We start from the raw sequence: 17,520 nt of genomic DNA on the forward strand, positions 1-17,520 counted from the left end.
CAATGACGCTAGGGGAAATGAATAAAAAACTGCTTAAGTCCATCATCGTCATTTGAAACGTTGAAGCGCCGATTGTGCGGGTCGGCGGAGTTTGATCGTCGCTCTTGTGGTCGACATTGCAACTCCGCCGAAGGCGTAAGCTTTGCGGGCTCTATCCCAAAATCATCAGGCGGATTGCATATGCGACGATCGAAAGAGCAAGCACGCTCGCAATCCAGATGCCGACGAACCACAACAACCGCCTGGAGAGAGACTGCTGCATCAGTGATATCCCTCCTCGGGATCGATCTTGCCGCGAAAGACCCAATAGGCGTAACCCGTGTAAGCAAGGATGATCGGTATCAGCACGCTTGCGCCCACAAGCAGGAACGCCAGAGAGCTTTCCGGCGCCGCCGCTTCCCAGATCGTCAGCGCGCCGGGCACAATATAGGGATAAAAGCTGATCCCAAGTCCCGCAAAACAGATGACGAAAATGCCAAGGGCGGCCAGAAACGGCTGCAGATGTTTGTCACGCGCCAATCCATTCCAAAGAGCGGCAGCGCAGAGTAGGACCAAAATCGGCACGAAGGCCGAGAAAAACGCCGTGGGCCAGACGAACCAGCGCTCGAAATAAACGCGGTCGATAAAGGGCGTCCAGAGACTGACAACGCCGATGATGGCAAGCGTTGCCACAGCCGCCACCTTGGAAATTGTGCGAGCTTTCGCCTGCAACTCGCCCACTGTTTTGAGGTTGAGCCATGTCGCGCCAAGCAATGCATAGCCGATGACCACAGCCAGGCCTGTTGTAATACTGAAAGGTGTCAGCCAGTCCCACCACCCGCCGGAATAGGCGCGGTTGGTGATCTGGATGCCCTGAACCAGCGCGCCCAGAGCGATGCCCTGCATCATGGCCGCAATGGTGGAGCCGATGCAGAAGCCCCAATCCCACCAAATGCTGCCACGCGTCGTGCGCCAGCGGAATTCGAAGGCGACACCACGAAAGATAAGCCCCAGCAACATGAGGATGATGGGCATGTAAAGGGCAGGCAATACAGTTGCATAGGCAACCGGAAAGACCGCCATCAACCCGCCGCCGCCCAACACCAGCCACGTTTCGTTTCCATCCCACACCGGGGCGATGGAATTTGTCATGACGTCCCGGTCATGCCTCTTGCGGAAAAACGGGAAAAGGATGCCGATGCCGAGATCGAAGCCATCGAGGATGACATAGGCCAGCACCGCAAATGCGATGATGGCAGCCCAGATAAATGCAAGATCAAACATCATGATGTCCTCCTGAAAGGCTCTGCGCGGGACCGGGCGTTATCCCGGCCGTACGGGTCGGGGCGTGATCCAGTTCGTGATCCTCATCCAGCACAGGTGTGCGTCGCATCAGTCGCAGCAGGTAAAATACGCCTGCACCGAACACGAGGAAATAGACGATGATGAATGCAAGAAGCGATGCGCCAACCGCCGGTGCATCGATGGGCGACAAGCTGTCGGATGTCCGCAACAGGCCATAGACCGTGTATGGTTGGCGACCCACCTCCGTCGTGTACCAGCCTGCGAGCACGGCGATGAAACCTGATGGACCCATGAGAAGGGAGGCTCTGTGAAGCAGACGATTGTTATAAAGACAGTCTTTCCACCGCGCCCAGAGCGACCAGAGGCCAACAAGGAGCATCAGCATTCCAAGCCCCACCATGACCCGGAAGGTGATGAAGGGGATCAGTGCCTTGGGGCGATCGTTTTTATTCCACTCTTTCAAACCCTTGATCTCACCGTCCAGCGAATGGGTGAGGATCAATGAGCCGAGCTTTGGTATCTCAAGCGCGTATTTGGTGACTTCGGCCTCATCATCCGGAATTCCGAAGAGAATGAGCGGCGCCCCACTGTGGGTTTCGTAATGCCCTTCCATCGCAGCGATTTTCGCTGGCTGATGTTCCAGTGTGTTGATGCCGTGCAGATCGCCGACGAATATCTGGATGGGGGTGACGAGGGCTGCCATCCACATGGCCATTGAAAACATGACACGTGCCTGCCGATTGCTCTTGTCTCGCAACAGGTGATAGGCGCCGACAGCGCCAACCCCGAAAGCCGTGGTCAAAAAGGCGGCCAGCACGGTGTGAACGAGGCGATAAGGAAAGGACGGGTTGAAGATGATCTTCCACCAGTCGGCTGGCATAAACTGTCCGTTTTCACCAATGGTGAAGCCCTGAGGCGTCTGCATCCAGCTGTTGGCGGACAATATCCACGTTGCGGAAATGAGAGTGCCGACCGCCACCATGCCGACGGCAAACATGTGAAGGCGATCGCCTACACGTTTGCGCCCAAACAAGGCGATACCCAGAAATCCGGCCTCGAGGAAAAAGGCGGTCAGAACTTCATAGCCCATGAGCGGCCCGATGACCGGTCCGACCTTGTCGGAAAACACGGCCCAGTTGGTACCGAACTGGTAGCTCATGACGATACCGGAGACGACGCCCATGCCGAAGGTGATGGCAAAGATGGGTTTCCAGAACTCGAAAAGCTTCAAGTAAACGGGATCGCGCTTCCACAGCCAGAGCGCATTCAGAACGGCGAGGTAACTCGCTGTGCCAATTGAGAAGGCCGGGAAGATGAAGTGGAATGAGACTGTAAACGCAAACTGAATGCGCGCCAGAAGCTCCGCACTGAAACCATCAAACAATTTGACCTCCATCAAGGCATGATCTTGATTTCCGTTCTACTCCTGTTTGTGCTGGGTGACCCCATGCCAAATTACCGCGTGCCAAAATATCACACGTGGCGTTCTGACGCTCCCGTCTGGTCTACGATCAGCACCGCGCTTACCGCTCTCGATGCGGGTGATGAACGTCGACCTGATGGTGTTATGGAGGGGTTTAATGGAAGACTTCGTCGATCGGACAAAGATCATCAGCGCTGCCGATCTCGAAACCGGATTGAGCGGACTGTTTTTCGCACGCAACGCGCAGTGTGTCGCCCGGAGCCCAGACGATCAGCACCGGCTTCAAGTCAGCTGGAAAAAGCCGCCAGCGGTTTGGCGGCTCACCTTTAACAGAAACCGTTCAGTTTGAGGATTTTGTGCGCATCAATCGCGGCGCGAAGCTTGTCCTCGGAATTGCGATCGCCATCGTTTGCATCCGGATGGTGCATCTTGAGACACTGCTTATAGCGTGCCCTGATTTCCTCCGGCGTTGCATCTTCCGGCAGACCAAGCGTCTCAAAAGCCTTGGCCTCAAGGACCTTGAGTTTGCGACGCTGCAAATCCGCAGTCTGCGCCTGTCGGGCCGCAGCACTCTTGCGGGCGTTCATGGCCTTTGCGGAACCGGACCGCTCCGTGCGGGGGAGTGGAACTTCGGTCGCCTTGGGCGCGCCAACGCCGGCCGTTTGGCGGCGGCCTTCTGCCGCTTCACGCTGATAGCGCGCCGTAACGGGGTCGGAGAGGTTCGGCGAGAAATTATAACCCTTGTTATATTCCCGAACGTGCTCTGTACAAAACAGCAGGTACAGGCCTTCACCGTCGCGGCCAACGGGCGCACGCAACGTGCCGCCCTTGTCGCAGCCATCCCACTGGCATTTCGGCCCATTGGGTTCACTTTGCGGAACAGGTTTTTTGCGGGGCGACCGCAGCCCTACGAATATCTTTGAATCAGATGACATGCGCTCCTTATAGGTAGTGATCTTCACGGCGGCAAGGATACAACACAGCCTCTCACAGACAATAATATCGACAGAGTTTGGGCACGGCCTTGTCTGTGAAAGAAGCGGCCTGATACCATTGCCTCGCCGCGCTCTTTTTTCCAGATTTTAGTGTGAGCCAAACAGGCCCAGCACCGTCGTTACGTCATTAAGTGCACGGGCCGCACTAGCCACATTTTGCACCATGCGGACGAAGAGTTATGGCGGCTTATCGAAGCAATCCGTCGATGTCGAACTCGTCCCAGCCGCCGAGCTTCGAGGCCGCGTCCTTGGAGCTGGATTCTGATGTCTCTGGAGGTTTCGCAGCCTTCTTTTTAAGGGAGCGGGTCAGCTTGGCCTGATAGGCAGCCCGCTGCCGCTTTTCAGCTTTCGCCTCCGCATCCTCCACCCGCCACTCTTCCACGGCGCCACGGTCGAGAAGGTCTTCCACCACCTTGGGGTCGAAGACATGGAATGTGATCTGGCGGGCGCGTCCGTTCAGTCTGACGGTGCGCGTGCCAGCGCTCGGCAGGCGACCATCGGCAAGCCAGCGATGGCGCTCGCTGGTCTTGATGGTCAGGATATCCTCGATTTCGCGAGGGATCACGGGCATCACTACGGCCTCAGTCACCACCCTCGCAGCAACGGCTGCAGCTGCGTTGAAGGCAGTCTTTTCAGCCGCCGCCATCGCCAGTGTCAGATCGACGCCTTCCAGCGATATCGATTTTTTCAAGCTGGAAGGCAGCCTTGCCTGTATTTCCTGAAGAACGCCCTTTGCGCGAACAGCCGATCCCATCGTTACGGCGGCCGGCAAGGTCCATGTCCTGAGCAGTTCTATCCCATTTTTTTCACGCTTCGGCATGCCGCACAGATGGTGATTTAGCGCTCTCAAGTCAACGCGCATCCTTGCGATCATGATGGCGCGATCCGGGTCGCCCATGCACGATCGTTCAATACCCGGCGCGATGCCTTGTGTAGCGGTGTGTAGACGGGCCTTGACCGAAGACTTGTCCTCTTTGCGGCCACAGTGAAACACAAAACAGGATACGGAAATGAAAGCCATTAATCTCAACGAGAAACTCGGTCTGTTCTCAACGCACTGGGACCCGCATGTGGTTGCAGACTATAATGAAAACGACGTGATGGTCGTCCGTTTCAAGGGTGAATATCCGTTTCACAAGCATGACACGACGGATGATTTTTTCCTGGTTTTGGAGGGAGAGATGGAACTCGACATCGAGGGGGAGCCATCTCGAACCGTGAAGGCTGGCGAAATGATCGTCGTGCCCAAGGGCGTGGTTCACCGCCCACGGGCTGAGAAAGAGGTAAAGGTGCTTCTGATAGAGCCGAAGGGGGAGCCGAATTCTGGCGATTCCGAACGGGCGCCAGCGCTCAAGCCCCGTCTCTAGGACTTGCTTGCCACGTGCATGGCAAGCCATCGCCCCGGCGTCATGCCGAAGGCTTTTCGAAAATGGCGGGTAAAATGGGCTTGGTCAGCAAAGCCTGCCTCTGCCGCTGACTGAGCCAAACCTTTCCCGTCCGCCATAGACCATTTTGCCAGTTCCAGCTTGCGCATGATGAGATATCGATGCGGGCTGGTTCCCAGCAACCTGCGGAATTGCCGGGCCAGTTCGTAACGATCCAGTCCAGACGCCGCCTCCAGCGCTTCTGAACGTATGGTGTCGCTGCGGTGGCCTTCTATGAAGTCGCGGGCACGCAGCACTGCAGACCTTGCAGACTTGGCGATTGTCTTGGGTGGCGCACCAGCGTGGCGCGAAAGGCCTGATGCCAGCCGCATCACGACATCATCCATCATCAGGTCGCTTGGTTCTTCGCTGAGATCGGCAAGGATCTCTGCCAGCGCCTGCTGCAAATCGACATCGGCGATAACAGGGTTGGCGACGAATGGCAGGGCACTTCGATAGCCATCCACAGCGCCGATCAGATCAGGCGGCAGATAGATGATGCGATAGATCAAGCCCTCTTCGGTGCCAGCCGCACCATCGTGTAGCTCGTCCGGGTGCAGCACGATCACGTTTCCTGGGCTACTGAATCGGTCGCTGCCGCGGTAGCGAAAGGTCTGCACGCCGTGCAGCGTCAAGCCGAGCGCATAAGTGTCGTGCCGATGCGGCGAAAACGCATTGCCGTGGAAACGTGCCTCGATCCGTTCGACACCGTGCGACGGCACCGCGATGCGCATGCCATCAGCAAAGATGACGTTGCGCGAAGGAACACGACTGCCCGCCTCGCTTGCTTTCAAGTCTTCGTTTCTCTCGACACCCCGGACGGAGTTCAACCGCATGTTCGACACCAAAATCGCAATAAATATCCTCGATGACCTCGCGGTCTGAAGATGCCAGCCATCCCCTGCAAACCATAGGGGGAAGCGGTTGGATATGTCCACCCAATGACGAGAGTATGGTGCACACCACCTATCCGGGCCTTTGGATCGCGTTGTCATGACCGTCGTGCCTAGCCCATTGACCGGGTTTTGATTGGACCACGCGGTAAACAGGTCAGCGGCTCAGCGGAAACGAAGTCACTTTATTTGATGAATCCGTAGATTAAGCGGAACCTAAATTGACGATTATAGTTTCGGGTGCGGGGAACAGGGATATATCTCAATGACAGAGCAATCGCATCAACTGTCGCGTTATCTAAGCGACGGCATGATCAGGCAGGCCATAAAACAAAGTCGTGTGACGGAAGTGCCGTGCAATGACGGTGGAATGAACAGGCTTCTGGAAACGTTACTTGCGGCAGAGCGCAACGAGAAAAAGCGCCAAGCCTGACAAAAGCATGGGTGGACGATCTTATCGACCACCATTTCTTTTGCTCAAAACACCCGCGTCCGTATTGCCTCGTCCCATCGCGACAACAGCAAGATTCAACTGATGTTGCAGGTGCTCTATCTCGTCCTGCATGGCCTTGATAGCAGACTTAGCGTCACCGTCATGGCAATCCAGTATGTAGTCTGCGACATCCGCTTCATTTGCCCTTTGACGCAATGATCCGATCTCCCCTGATTGACAGCTGACATGATGGATGAATGGCTCAACTTCATTCGATGTTCTTATTATGTTCCATTTGAGTTTGGAGTCAAGCGCTCCTGCTGGCGTCTGTGCGGCCACGGTGACGGACGCTGTCATTTCCCGCAAGGGAGTAGTTGCGAACCAACTTTGGCGTGCTAGAAGGCGAACAGATTCAGTTTGCGCGGAGAGGGTCAAGCTCGTGGACAAGGTCAACACCGGAGCCGGCAAGGGCCGACGTACAGCATTATGGGCGAGTGCAGCGATTATCGCGGTTCTTGTTGCCGGTGTCGTCGGGGGCAAAACCTATTACGAGGTAAAGGTCAGCGAACTCCTGGCGCGCAGCGGTGCAACGGCCCGCTCCGTGGAGGTCGATTTTCTTGGACAGGTTCATGTTCGCGACGTGACATTGCCTTTTGCTGATGGCAAAAATCTGAAAATTGCGGCTATCGATGGACGTCCCAAATTTCGCTTTCTGGACGGCGCGCTTGAATTCAGCGACGTCAATATCGATGTGCCGACAGGAACGATTTCGATGGCGCATGCACGCGTCGAAAACGCCGCCTTTGAGGAAGCCCTGCGCTCTGACATACCAAGCGACGGCAGCGCCAAATCTCTTGCCAAGCGGCTCGAGCAATTTGCTGCGGTTCGTATCTTCACGCCTGAGATGACCGTTATACAGTCCATTGCCAGTGCAGAACAAAAGGTCGTTTACAAAAACGTCACGCTATCGGACGTAGCCGGTGGACGGATCGCTCAATACACCGTCGACGCTGCCGACTACGATATCCAGATGCAATTGCCTGATAGTACCGGCCAAGTTCAGAAGAAGCGCACGGTCGTCTCGACCGGTGTTATCAGTGGCCAGGCCATAGATGCGGCTTATATGGCAAGGCTCTACACTGAAAAAGCGGGCCCTGAGGATAAGGAGGCAAAGCCTGTCTACGGCCCTGTCTCCGTTCAAAAGATTTCTTTCTCTGAGGGCGAAGGTCGTTTCAGCTATGATGAAATACGCAGTGATGGCTTCACCGCCCGCATGCCGGCCGAGCCGCTTCTGGACACGCTGAAAACACTCACGACGCTCGATGCGAATGCTGAACCTTCGCCGCAGGAAATGAAGGCAATTTTGGCCAAGGCTGTGTCTGTCCTTGACATAATTGGCAAGAGCAACATGCAATTGCTGGGCTTTAAGGCAAATATGCCCAACGAGAGCGAGGGGCTGTCTGGCAAACGTGTCATGGTCGGCATTGATCGTATGGATATGCAGATGGATGGCCGTAAGGTCAGCTTCGGCTTGAATGGCATGTCCTTGAAAAGTGGTGACGACACGTTTGAAGTGGGCGAGGCAAGCCTCAAAGGCTTTGACTGGAGCGCCACAATTGATGGTCTTTCTGAGATTATCGGGCTTGAAGACAGACCGATCGAGGCGTTGACGTTCACGCGCTTGATTCCAGAGCTGGGCAGAATGCGCCTGGCTGGAATCAATGTCGATGTTGCAGCGCCAGAAAAGACGGATGAAACAACAGCTGAGATGCCCGAGCGCGTGCAGTTCAAGCTGAAGAATTTCGAGATGGGCCTGACGAAGCCCTATAATGGCATCCCAACGGATATCGACATCAGGCAGGACGAGCTTTCTGTTCCCATTCCCGCGGATTCGCCGGAGGAGGTTTTCGTTGAAGCGCGTAAATTAGGGCTTGAAGCTATCGCCTTTTCCTATGCCATCTCTGCCGGATGGGATGAGCCTAACAAAAACCTGCTCATTCGCGAAATTTCGTTCCACAGCAAGTATTTTGGCAGTATCAATCTTTCCGGGGTGGTCAGCGGGTTCACGGAGGAGTTCTTCACGTTCGACACTGGCCGCGCTCAGGCTGCCATGTTCGGGCTCGCGGGTCGCGAAATGGAACTTGTCATCAGGGACGAAGGCATGGTGGCGACGGCGATCAAGCTTTATGCTCTGCAGAATGAAATGACTGAGGATCAGGTTCGTGGTGCTCTGACGTTTGTGTCCAGCATGATGTTGCAACAGGTTGCGGCTGAGCAGCCAAAACTGCAAGCAAGTGTCGAAGCATTGCTTAAATTTATCAGCTCGCCCGGAACGCTAACTGTAAACGTCAAATCCAATGGCGCAAATGGCCTTGGCCTTCTTGACCTAGTTGCAGCCTCGGAAAATCCCATGGGCCTGCTCGATAAGGTGGATATTCAGACGAAGGCTGAATAAAAGGCCCCAGCTTCATTTTTGGCGATTGTGTGGAGAGGTTTTACGCTCAAAGCGTGAACCTGACTGTCACCTCTGACTGATAGCAGCTATCGACGTATCACTCGTCGCGTCCCTTCGGCAGCCCAAGTGATAACGAGCTTGTTCGTCACCAGCCAGACGACAGTCAGGAAAGCAAATTCAGTTCTTTCGGACGGTTTAGGCAAACGCCTGAGCCAGCGAGAGGGTGCTATAGCTCTCAAAGGCCTGAAAATCGACGCATCAAGAAAAGGCTGTCCAACAAACCGGCTAGTCCCAAATCGGCGATTACCGTTGGGATGCAGACGCGCGAGGAAGCACGTATAACGCATGTTATTGGTTTTATATATGAGAAAAGAGTTGGCTGGGGAATCTGGATTCTCAAATGATTTCAATGGCTTATCGGAATCGCCTTGAAATTCCCTCCGTTTTCCCATCGCGAGCGACCGTGGATGCCACCTTTGTGCCCTGGCTTTGGGCATCAGTCAATACGGGTCCGAAACGGAAATAATTTCCGCTTTCGGATCTCAGGTTGAGGCCGCTTTTCAGGGTGTATCAGCCCGACCTGCGATACGCCGGACTTCGTCAGCCGCTGACTTCAAGACGCCCTGAGACAGGGTCTCATCTTGGGTAAGACGTGACAGCATGACCGCACCCACCATAAGGGACAGGATCGCCATAGCCTTGCCGCTGGCTTCCGAGTTCTCTCCTCTACCCACCAGGTTTTCCAGCACATCGAAATGGGCGCGAATTCCGTCCTCGAATGGTTGCTTGACCTCTTCGTTCTGGCGAGCAGCGTCCGATCCCAGAGCCACCAGAGGACAACCTTCTGCCTTCTCTCCCCGGTGGTCCGTCGAGAGGTAGAAGTCCATGACAGCTTCGAGCGGATCAGAGCTGTTTGCTGCGGCTTCGGACCATCTTTTTGTAGCGCTCTCCATAGCTCTCGCCGATGCGAGTGCCGCGAGGTCATCCTTGGACTTGAACTGTTTGTAGAAAGCACCCTGGGTGAGACCAGCACCTTTCATCAGGTCTTTCAGCCCTATGCCATCGAAGCCATGCTCTCGAAATAGACGGCTTGCGACACCAATTACCCTGTCCCGGTTCTCCTCTGCCTGCGCTCGGCTCACTCTCATGATGATCTCCAATTAGATTTCGATTGAAATCTATAATGTAAATAGAGTTAGGTCGCAATCTAATTCGTTTGGATCGCTCGTCAAGAAGAGAACTGAAAATGAAACGCAAACATGTCCTGATCCTATTGGGCTTCGCAATTGCAGCAGGTGGTGGTGCCTTTGTAGTGATGTCGCAAACGTCTGCGCAGACGGCGGTAACCGCAGATCCAAGAACCGCGTCACCACTGGTACGCGCCGCGCAGGCAACGAAAACGCATGCGGTCGAGCGTTCATTTACTGGAACAGTCGCTTCAAGGGTGCAAAGCAACCTCGGCTTTCGAGTTCCAGGCAAGATAGTCGAGCGCATGGTTGATGTTGGCGAGCGGGTAAATATTGGACAGCCGTTGATGAGGGTTGACGAAGCTGACCTGCAACTGGCGCTCACAGCCAGACTAAATGCGGTCACCGCAGCACGTGCTGTCCTGATCCAGGCGCAGGCGGACGAAAAACGCTATGCGACGCTGGTGAAGGACGGACTTGCCGCCACGCCCCAGCGATACGAGCAGGCAAAGGCCGCACTTGATACAGCCACAGCACAGCTCGCCGCCGCGCAAGCGGAGGCGGAGGTTGCTGAAAACGCAACACGCTACACCACTCTTCTGGCTGACTCGGACGGAACGGTCGTCGAAACCCTTGGTGATCCGGGACAGGTCGTGGCTGCGGGCCAGACGGTGGTGCGATTGGCAAAGGCAGGCCCACGTGAGGCGGTGGTCTGGTTACCTGAGACACTACGCCCCGAGGTTGGGTCTGAAGCCCAGGCCAGTGTCTATGGCAGCAACGGGCTCAGTGGAAACGCTCGACTGAGACAGATCTCCGATTCCGCAGACCCGCAAACCCGAACCTACGAAGCACGCTATGTCCTTGATGGTAATGCGGGCTCTGCGCCGCTTGGTTCAACCGTCACAATCAGAATTCAAGACGTCGACCGGCAGTCGGAAGTCTCTGTCTCGGTCGGTTCTATCCTTGATGACGGCAGCCGCACAGGCGTGTGGGTTATCGACCGGACGTCATCGTCCGTGAAATTCACACCTATTGACGTGAAAAGAATCGGCGAGGAGAACGCCTTTGTCACTGGCATCGAAGTTGGCCAGCAGGTCGTCGCACTGGGCGCTCACCTTCTTGAGAATGGTACCACCGTCAGGGTCGCCGCGCAGCAGGAAGGGGCTGAGTAATGAGCTTCAATCTTTCCGCCGTCGCCGTTCGCGAACGCGCCGTCACACTTTTCTTCATCGTGTTGCTGGCCGCCGCAGGCGTCTATGCCTTCGTCAAGCTGGGGCGCGCCGAGGATCCGTCCTTCACTATCAAGACGCTAACCGTTACATCCGTTTGGCCCGGCGCGACAGCGCGGGAAATGCAGGATCTTGTCGCCGAACCTCTCGAAAAGCGTCTCCAGGAACTGACATGGTACGACCGCGTCGAGACGACAACTCGACCGGGTTATGCATTCCTCACGGTGACGCTGAAAGACAATACGCCAGCGTCTGCTGTTGGAGAGGAGTTCTATCAGGCGCGCAAGAAGCTTGGCGATGAAGCCCGAAACCTGCCTCCGGGCGTGATGGGCCCGTTTGTGAATGATGAGTATTCCGACGTCAGCTTTGGTCTCTATGCCCTGAAAGCCAAGGGCATGCCGATGCGAGATCTGGTGCGGCAGGCGGAGGTCATCCGTCAGGATCTGCTTCACGTTCCCGGCATCAAGAAAATCAACATCGTCGGTGAACGCCCCGAACAGATCTTCGTAGAGTTCTCCTTTGCCAAGCTGGCTACGCTCGGCATCTCCGCGCAGGATATCGCTGCAGCTTTACAGAGACAGAACACCGTCACGCCGGCGGGATCAATCGACACGAAAGGACCGCAAGTCTTCATCCGGTTCGATGGTGCTTATAACAGTGAGCAGGCAATAGCCGACACGCCGATTGCTGTCGGTGGAAGGACGCTCAGGCTGTCTGATCTTGCCGACGTTCGACGGGGCTATCAAGATCCAGCGACCTACATCATTCGTCACGAAGGCGAACCGACGATCATGCTGGGTGCCGTGATGCAGGCGGGATGGAACGGTCTCGATCTCGGCAAGGCGCTTGAAGCCCGATCGGCGGCGATCGCGCAGACGCTGCCTTTGGGGATGACTTTGACCAAGGTCAGCGATCAGGCCGTCAACATTGATGAGGCCGTTGGCGAGTTCATGCTGAAGTTCGCAATGGCACTTGGCGTAGTCCTGTTCGTCAGCCTCGTCGCACTCGGCTGGCGTGTTGGCATCGTCGTGGCGCTAGCCGTGCCGCTCACTCTTGCCGTCGTCTTTCTCATCATGCTGGAAACCGGGCGGTTTTTCGACCGCATCACACTCGGAGCTCTGATCCTGGCGCTCGGACTTCTGGTTGACGATGCCATCATCGCTATCGAAGTCATGGTCGTGAAAATGGAAGAAGGCATGGATCGCATCAAGGCGGCCGCTTACGCCTGGAGCCATACGGCAGCGCCGATGTTGTCCGGTACGCTCGTCACCATTATCGGCCTGATGCCCGTCGGCTTTGCAAAATCCACTGCTGGAGAATATGCCGGAAACATCTTCTGGGTCGTGGGTTTTGCCCTGATCGTTTCATGGCTCGTGGCTGTCACCTTCACACCTTACCTCGGCGTCAAGATGCTGCCGGACATCAAGCCTGTCGAGGGTGGCCATAAAGCCATCTACAACACCCCGAACTACCGTCGCCTGCGGTCAACCATCGCCTTTGCTGTTCGCCACAAGTTCATGACCTGCGCAATCGTTGGCACCACGATGGCTGTCTCTGTCGTTGGTATGGGTGGCGTGAAGCAACAGTTCTTCCCGACATCGGATCGGCCTGAGGTCTTGGTCGAAGTGCGCATGCCGGAAGGCACGAGCATTGAGGCCACGACATCGGCGGTCAAAAAAGTCGAGGATTGGCTGCAGACCCAGCCCGAGACCAATATCGTTACAAGTTATGTCGGTCAGGGTGCACCTCGGTTCTTCTTTGCAATGGCACCAGAATTGCCGGATCCCGCGTTCGCGAAGGTCGTCGTGCTTACGCCTGATGCGCATGCACGAGAGGAATTGAAGCACCGTCTTCGTGCCGCCATATCGGAAGGTCTTGTACCCGAGGCGTCCGTGCGCGTGACCCAGCTTGTCTTTGGTCCTTACACACCGTTCCCGGTCGAGTTTCGCATTATGGGACCTGATCAGGGTGAGCTTTACAAAATCTCCGAACAGGCTCTGGCCATCATGAAAACCGTTCCGGATGTCCGTCAGGCAAACCGTGACTGGGGCAACCGCACCCCTGTCCTGCCGTTCGTGCCCGATCAGGAAAGACTCAATCTGATTGGTCTTTCTCCAGCGGAGGCAGCCCAGCAGATGCAGATGCTTCTGAGCGGTATTCCGGTCACGCAGTTGCGTGACAACATCCGCAACGTACCTGTCGTAGCACGCAGCGCAGGCGAAAATCGCCTCGACCCGTCACGCCTGGCGGACTTCTCACTGATGAGCAGGGATGGCCGTCAGGTTCCACTGGATCAGCTCGGGCAATCCGAGATTCGGTTCGAGGAACCGATCCTGAAGCGTCGCGACCGGACACCGGTCATCACGATCAGGTCCGATATCAATGAGGCGACCCAGCCCCCGGAAGTGTCTCAAAAGGTTATGAAGGCCCTACAGCCGCTGATCGCTTCGCTTCCGGTCGGATACCGGATCGAGATGGGCGGAAACATCGAGGAGTCGCTAAAGGCCAACGCGGCACTTGTTCAAGTCTTCCCGCTCATGATCGCAGCCACATTGATTGTCATCATCCTGCAGGTTCGCAGCTTGTCGACGATGACGATGGTGATGCTGACGGCACCTCTCGGCCTTGCCGGAGTGGTCCCAACCTTGCTTCTGTTCAATCAGCCGTTCGGCTTCAACGCGATTCTCGGACTGATTGGACTGGCGGGTATCCTCATGCGCAACACGTTGATCCTGACGGAGCAGATCAAGGAAAACCAGACGGCGGGGCTTGATGACTACCATGCCGTTATCGAAGCAACAGTGCAGCGAACACGACCTGTGATCCTGACGGCGCTCGCGGCGATCCTGGCGTTCATTCCTTTGACCCACTCGGTCTTCTGGGGATCGATGGCTTATACGCTGATTGGTGGAACAGCGGCTGGCACAGTGATGATCCTACTCTTCCTCCCGGCGCTCTACGCCGTGTGGTTCCGGATCAAGCCCCCGAAAGCTGAAGCTTCTCAGCAGACTGATATTCAGCGGGAGCCGGGCCATGGACATGCTATGGCGGCGGAGTAGGCCAACCGATCCAGCTAAAGTAATCCGCCATCGGAATGGATGCTGCCAGAAGTTTGCAGCATCCGGAAGCGGCCGTCGCTCGATCATGGTCAGAGGCTCGTGGTGTGGTAACCATCAAACCGAGAAACGACGCGCGCTGCAACTAAGTCTTTCTAATCCAGTATTTTCCGTGTCTGGGTGCCGCGATCGAATGGTAACATTGAGCCGCGGCACGTCAGATGTTTCCGGGGAGATCGGTCCTCGTGGTGGTGAGCATTGGCCTCTACCGGATCGAATGCTCAAATTGTGCGCTTTCGGATGCCCTAGCCGACATGGGTGTCGATCCAAGCGCGCGTCTGCTCAAGAACCTCGTCAGACAATTCGGGATCATCGACCGCACGGGCGAGGATGACGGCTCCGACCATTGCGGCCCAGCTTCCTATTGCTGCACGGCGCTTTTCGGCTGCACCTTGCTCAGGCAGCGCCTGCTCGATACGCGCGATCTGAGTGCGCAGTCCTTCTGTCATTACTGCTTTTGCGGCAGGCGTCTGGTGACGAATAGCGGCAGCGAGGCCTGCCGTCGGGCATCCATTACCGGGATTATCCCGATGACGAGGTGCGAGGTAAGAGCGGACGAAACTGTTGAACTCGCCGTCTCCGACACTGTCAGATGCCAGCGCCTGTGCAAGCGTCTGGGCCACAAGATCATCTTTTGATGTGAAGTGTCCGTAAAAGCCGCCATGCGTCAGTCCGGCTGCCTTCATGACTTCGGCCACACTGACCGCATCGAACCCCTTGTCCTTAAACAACCGGCTCGCGACATCCAGAATCCGGCGACGGTTTTCTGCCATCTGTTCTCGGCTGACCTTCATTTTCTAAATTCTCCGCAACACCTGTTGACATATACATGATGGCCATCATATTTAAATCCAATCATGATGATGATCATGAATATAGGTTCAATTAGAGAAAAGAGCAATCCAATGAGCCAAATTTCCGCGGTCCTGATTACTGGTGCGTCCGTTGCAGGTCTTCGCTCGACCAGTCATCGCGAGCATTTTTTTTGGACTTGGTTCCAGGGAAGGCGTGCCCTGAAAAGGGTTGAAGACTGGCCGGCACATGCTTGCTAAAGATGAGCCATTTCCAGAGCGAGTTCATGCCGGAAAAGTGCCGCTTGGCGGTCTTCATGGTGACGCGTGGCAAAGTCTTGTCGGCACGGGCGCGAGCAAGTTCCTTCTTCGGGGAGCCCGTGGCACCTTTCCCATGTGTTGACGGCATCTGGAGAATCAATTCCCGAAACTCGGCAGCCGTCTCGAACGTGATCTTTCCCACCGAGTGGTCACCCATCAGGCCGATGAACATCTCTACAGTCTTAAGGTACTGATCAGCGTCCTTTAGAGGCTTGTTGTGGTTGTAGCCCGCAATGACGTCCTTCTGCCATGCATTCAGGAAGCTGGACAGCCTGGCCATGTTCGTTGGTAGCTCAGACGCGGCTACGACGGACGGGTGGACAAGGGAGGGTGTCTCCTCGAAAAGTTCTTGTATGCGTCAGTTGACGTGCTCGCGGATTTGTTTCCTGATTTCTTCCTCGGTTCGCCTCTGATCTTCTTGACTGGCACGGTAGCCTTTAAAGCCAGCATGTTCGAGCGCCCATACGGCTTCCCTTCTGAGCTTCTCCCAAGCGGGGACTCGTTCATCGCCAATTAGGTCCGGAAGGAGTTCAGGAAATTGCCCCCTATAGTTCGTGAGGTTGGCCGGGGAGTTTCTCCGAATGTATTTCCCAATCATGTTCTGCCATTCTTCGCGGTCCAGCCAGTATCGGACGGCAGCGCGGACATCGGCATCGGAAAGGATTTGCGTGTCATCGGTCAACATCTCGAAAAGCCTCTCTGTTGCAAGATACAGGCTCGCTGCGCGCTGCCGTGCAACTCTTCGCACGGTAGTCTTTAAAGACCTGTATATTTCCGATTGACCGAGGCGGGCTTGTAGAGGGGCGGGCACGCGCCGCCGGAAAACAAAGGAATCGGCTTCGCGCCGCAGATAAGTTGACATCGCCAAATGCGCCCGTTGTGGGGGTGCAGTGAGGGGGTATTCCCGGCACTGGCGACATGAGGCTAAGTTATTGAATTAACTGAAGGAAGTTGGCTGGGGAACCTGGATTCGAACCAAGATTAACGGAGTCAGAGTCCGTCGTTCTACCGTTGAACTATTCCCCAACGCAATCAGGAGATGCCTAAGCGCTCCGTTGGTGCGTCATATAAATGATTTGCTTAGCGATGCAAGACGAAAAATGCATCGGAAGCAACATTTCTTAAACGACGGATCTCGCCTCCCTCCAGATGCTGGCGATCGCAGGCAATGACTGATGCGAGCTAGCTAAGTGAACTGGCTCTCACGCGCTCGATAATCTCCTTGAGTTCCGACCGTTCGTTAGCATGAAGTGCTTCCACGCCCGGTGTCCGTACTGGACCCACGTCTGTTCTCAGCAATATCATCTATTAAGCTGCGTGCGGTCTCGTCAAAGCCCGGAGGATTTCGCGTGATCGTTCGGGGGAAGACTTTACAGGCTAGGCATAAAACCCTGGGCACAATGGAACGAAATAAGGGCGCACACTCTTCAAAGGCGAATTTGGTACGAGCAATGTTATCGTTAAGCGCGACGAGCCAAAAATCACTCATGGACAATGCGTCACTACATACATGATCGATGACAGGAACGGTTGAAGCTTCCGGCAGCTCAAAAAGTATTTGGCCATATAGCTCGGCCCAGGGAGGGATCTATCGGACAATCCCCAACGATTACGTCACCACTTTTCAAGATGCATGATGTGCGAGTGCCTTCGCGTCTGTCACGGGACGCCAAGAGTTGCACTGACCCGAGACTGGCAATCGATACGGCACGGATACGATCGTGAGAGGCATTCTAGTGGTGAACGCATTATTTGGTAGCGGACAGGCGCGTGCATTACTAAACAATGACGTCGCCACGACGCAGGAATAATAGCGCGCGCAGTCGAACTTTGGCATTCCATGAGAGTCGAGGCCCATCAAACGAAAATACCTCTTTAAAAACGGATACTTACTGTTTTTCTGAATTTTCTGTCTGACCTGCTGTTGACTTGTTTCGGGTGTGTCCTCTATAAGTCCGCTCACTGACGA

The 17,520-nt window shown here is 55.6% G+C and carries 17 protein-coding genes and 1 tRNA gene; 6 read left to right on the plus strand and 12 right to left on the minus strand.

Annotated elements, in window-relative coordinates; genetic code table 11:
• Positions 1-151 precede the first annotated feature (151 nt).
• Genes IFT53_RS24010 through IFT53_RS20900 form a run of 3 tightly spaced genes read right to left on the minus strand, consistent with a single transcriptional unit; the run spans position 152 to position 2,668 of the window.
• Positions 152-262: a DUF2474 family protein gene (locus IFT53_RS24010; RefSeq protein WP_082249920.1), complete on the minus strand. Its 111-nt coding sequence runs from the start codon at positions 260-262 to the stop codon at positions 152-154.
• Positions 262-1,266 (minus strand): cytochrome d ubiquinol oxidase subunit II, encoded by a 1,005-nt coding sequence (gene cydB / locus IFT53_RS20895; RefSeq protein ID WP_192067226.1) that lies wholly within the window; start codon positions 1,264-1,266, stop codon positions 262-264. Before cydB ends, IFT53_RS24010 begins: the two co-directional genes overlap by 1 nt.
• Entirely contained in the window at positions 1,256-2,668 is a 1,413-nt protein-coding gene (locus IFT53_RS20900; protein WP_155398906.1) for a cytochrome ubiquinol oxidase subunit I, read from the minus strand. The genes cydB and IFT53_RS20900 overlap by 11 nt, the downstream gene beginning before the upstream one ends.
• A 196-nt stretch (positions 2,669-2,864) precedes the next feature.
• Between IFT53_RS20900 and IFT53_RS20905 the strand changes: the two genes are divergently transcribed.
• Complete coding sequence (locus tag IFT53_RS20905; RefSeq protein WP_192067225.1) at positions 2,865-3,056, plus strand: hypothetical protein; 192 nt, start codon at positions 2,865-2,867, stop codon at positions 3,054-3,056.
• Here the strand turns inward: IFT53_RS20905 and IFT53_RS20910 are convergent.
• Both IFT53_RS20910 and IFT53_RS20915 read right to left on the minus strand, forming a co-directional pair.
• Positions 3,034-3,642, minus strand: a complete 609-nt coding sequence (locus IFT53_RS20910) for a J domain-containing protein (RefSeq protein ID WP_042618709.1) — start codon at positions 3,640-3,642, stop codon at positions 3,034-3,036. The two genes, IFT53_RS20905 and IFT53_RS20910, sit on opposite strands and share 23 nt — an antisense overlap.
• Positions 3,643-3,889: 247 nt before the next feature.
• Positions 3,890-4,522: a hypothetical protein gene (locus IFT53_RS20915; protein WP_192067385.1), complete on the minus strand. Its 633-nt coding sequence runs from the start codon at positions 4,520-4,522 to the stop codon at positions 3,890-3,892.
• 190 nt (positions 4,523-4,712) lie between these two features.
• Between IFT53_RS20915 and IFT53_RS20920 the strand changes: the two genes are divergently transcribed.
• Positions 4,713-5,069 (plus strand): cupin domain-containing protein, encoded by a 357-nt coding sequence (locus IFT53_RS20920; protein ID WP_192067223.1) that lies wholly within the window; start codon positions 4,713-4,715, stop codon positions 5,067-5,069.
• Here the strand turns inward: IFT53_RS20920 and IFT53_RS20925 are convergent.
• Positions 5,066-5,962 (minus strand): AraC family transcriptional regulator, encoded by an 897-nt coding sequence (locus IFT53_RS20925; protein WP_192067221.1) that lies wholly within the window; start codon positions 5,960-5,962, stop codon positions 5,066-5,068. The two genes, IFT53_RS20920 and IFT53_RS20925, sit on opposite strands and share 4 nt — an antisense overlap.
• A gap of 322 nt (positions 5,963-6,284) precedes the next feature.
• Here IFT53_RS20925 and IFT53_RS20930 point away from each other — a divergent pair, with 322 nt between their 5' ends.
• The gene (locus IFT53_RS20930) at positions 6,285-6,452 is read left to right on the plus strand and encodes a hypothetical protein (RefSeq protein ID WP_192067220.1); all 168 of its coding nucleotides are present in this window, start codon (positions 6,285-6,287) and stop codon (positions 6,450-6,452) included.
• Between the two features lie 21 nt (positions 6,453-6,473).
• Here the strand turns inward: IFT53_RS20930 and IFT53_RS24090 are convergent, their stop codons facing one another.
• A complete protein-coding gene (locus IFT53_RS24090; protein WP_342365840.1) occupies positions 6,474-6,899 on the minus strand; it encodes a hypothetical protein in 426 nt (141 codons plus the stop codon).
• Between IFT53_RS24090 and IFT53_RS20940 the strand changes: the two genes are divergently transcribed.
• Complete coding sequence (locus IFT53_RS20940; RefSeq protein WP_192067218.1) at positions 6,892-8,907, plus strand: hypothetical protein; 2,016 nt, start codon at positions 6,892-6,894, stop codon at positions 8,905-8,907. The genes IFT53_RS24090 and IFT53_RS20940 overlap by 8 nt on opposite strands.
• 560 nt (positions 8,908-9,467) lie before the next feature.
• On the opposite strand, the gene IFT53_RS20945 is transcribed toward IFT53_RS20940, so the two are convergent.
• Positions 9,468-10,055, minus strand: a complete 588-nt coding sequence (locus IFT53_RS20945; RefSeq protein ID WP_192067216.1) for a TetR/AcrR family transcriptional regulator — start codon at positions 10,053-10,055, stop codon at positions 9,468-9,470.
• A 98-nt stretch (positions 10,056-10,153) separates the two neighbouring features.
• Between IFT53_RS20945 and IFT53_RS20950 the strand changes: the two genes are divergently transcribed.
• Positions 10,154-11,266 (plus strand): efflux RND transporter periplasmic adaptor subunit, encoded by a 1,113-nt coding sequence (locus IFT53_RS20950; protein WP_192067215.1) that lies wholly within the window; start codon positions 10,154-10,156, stop codon positions 11,264-11,266.
• Positions 11,266-14,382, plus strand: a complete 3,117-nt coding sequence (locus IFT53_RS20955; RefSeq protein ID WP_192067213.1) for an efflux RND transporter permease subunit — start codon at positions 11,266-11,268, stop codon at positions 14,380-14,382. The genes IFT53_RS20950 and IFT53_RS20955 overlap by 1 nt, the downstream gene beginning before the upstream one ends.
• 302 nt (positions 14,383-14,684) lie before the next feature.
• Here the strand turns inward: IFT53_RS20955 and IFT53_RS20960 are convergent, their stop codons facing one another.
• The 4 genes from IFT53_RS20960 to IFT53_RS20975 form a co-directional block, all read right to left on the minus strand.
• A complete protein-coding gene (locus IFT53_RS20960; RefSeq protein ID WP_112953173.1) occupies positions 14,685-15,233 on the minus strand; it encodes a TetR/AcrR family transcriptional regulator in 549 nt (182 codons plus the stop codon).
• Positions 15,234-15,369: 136 nt separating this feature from the next.
• Positions 15,370-15,831 (minus strand): hypothetical protein, encoded by a 462-nt coding sequence (locus IFT53_RS20965; RefSeq protein WP_192067212.1) that lies wholly within the window; start codon positions 15,829-15,831, stop codon positions 15,370-15,372.
• A gap of 78 nt (positions 15,832-15,909) precedes the next feature.
• Positions 15,910-16,413 (minus strand): DUF6538 domain-containing protein, encoded by a 504-nt coding sequence (locus tag IFT53_RS20970; protein WP_192096960.1) that lies wholly within the window; start codon positions 16,411-16,413, stop codon positions 15,910-15,912.
• Positions 16,414-16,503: 90 nt separating this feature from the next.
• Positions 16,504-16,577: transfer RNA gene (locus tag IFT53_RS20975), tRNA-Gln, on the minus strand.
• Between the last annotated feature and the right edge of the window lie 943 nt (positions 16,578-17,520).

This window comes from Rhizobium sp. CFBP 13644 (assembly GCF_014842165.1).
GTDB lineage: Bacteria > Pseudomonadota > Alphaproteobacteria > Rhizobiales > Rhizobiaceae > Agrobacterium > Agrobacterium tumefaciens_C.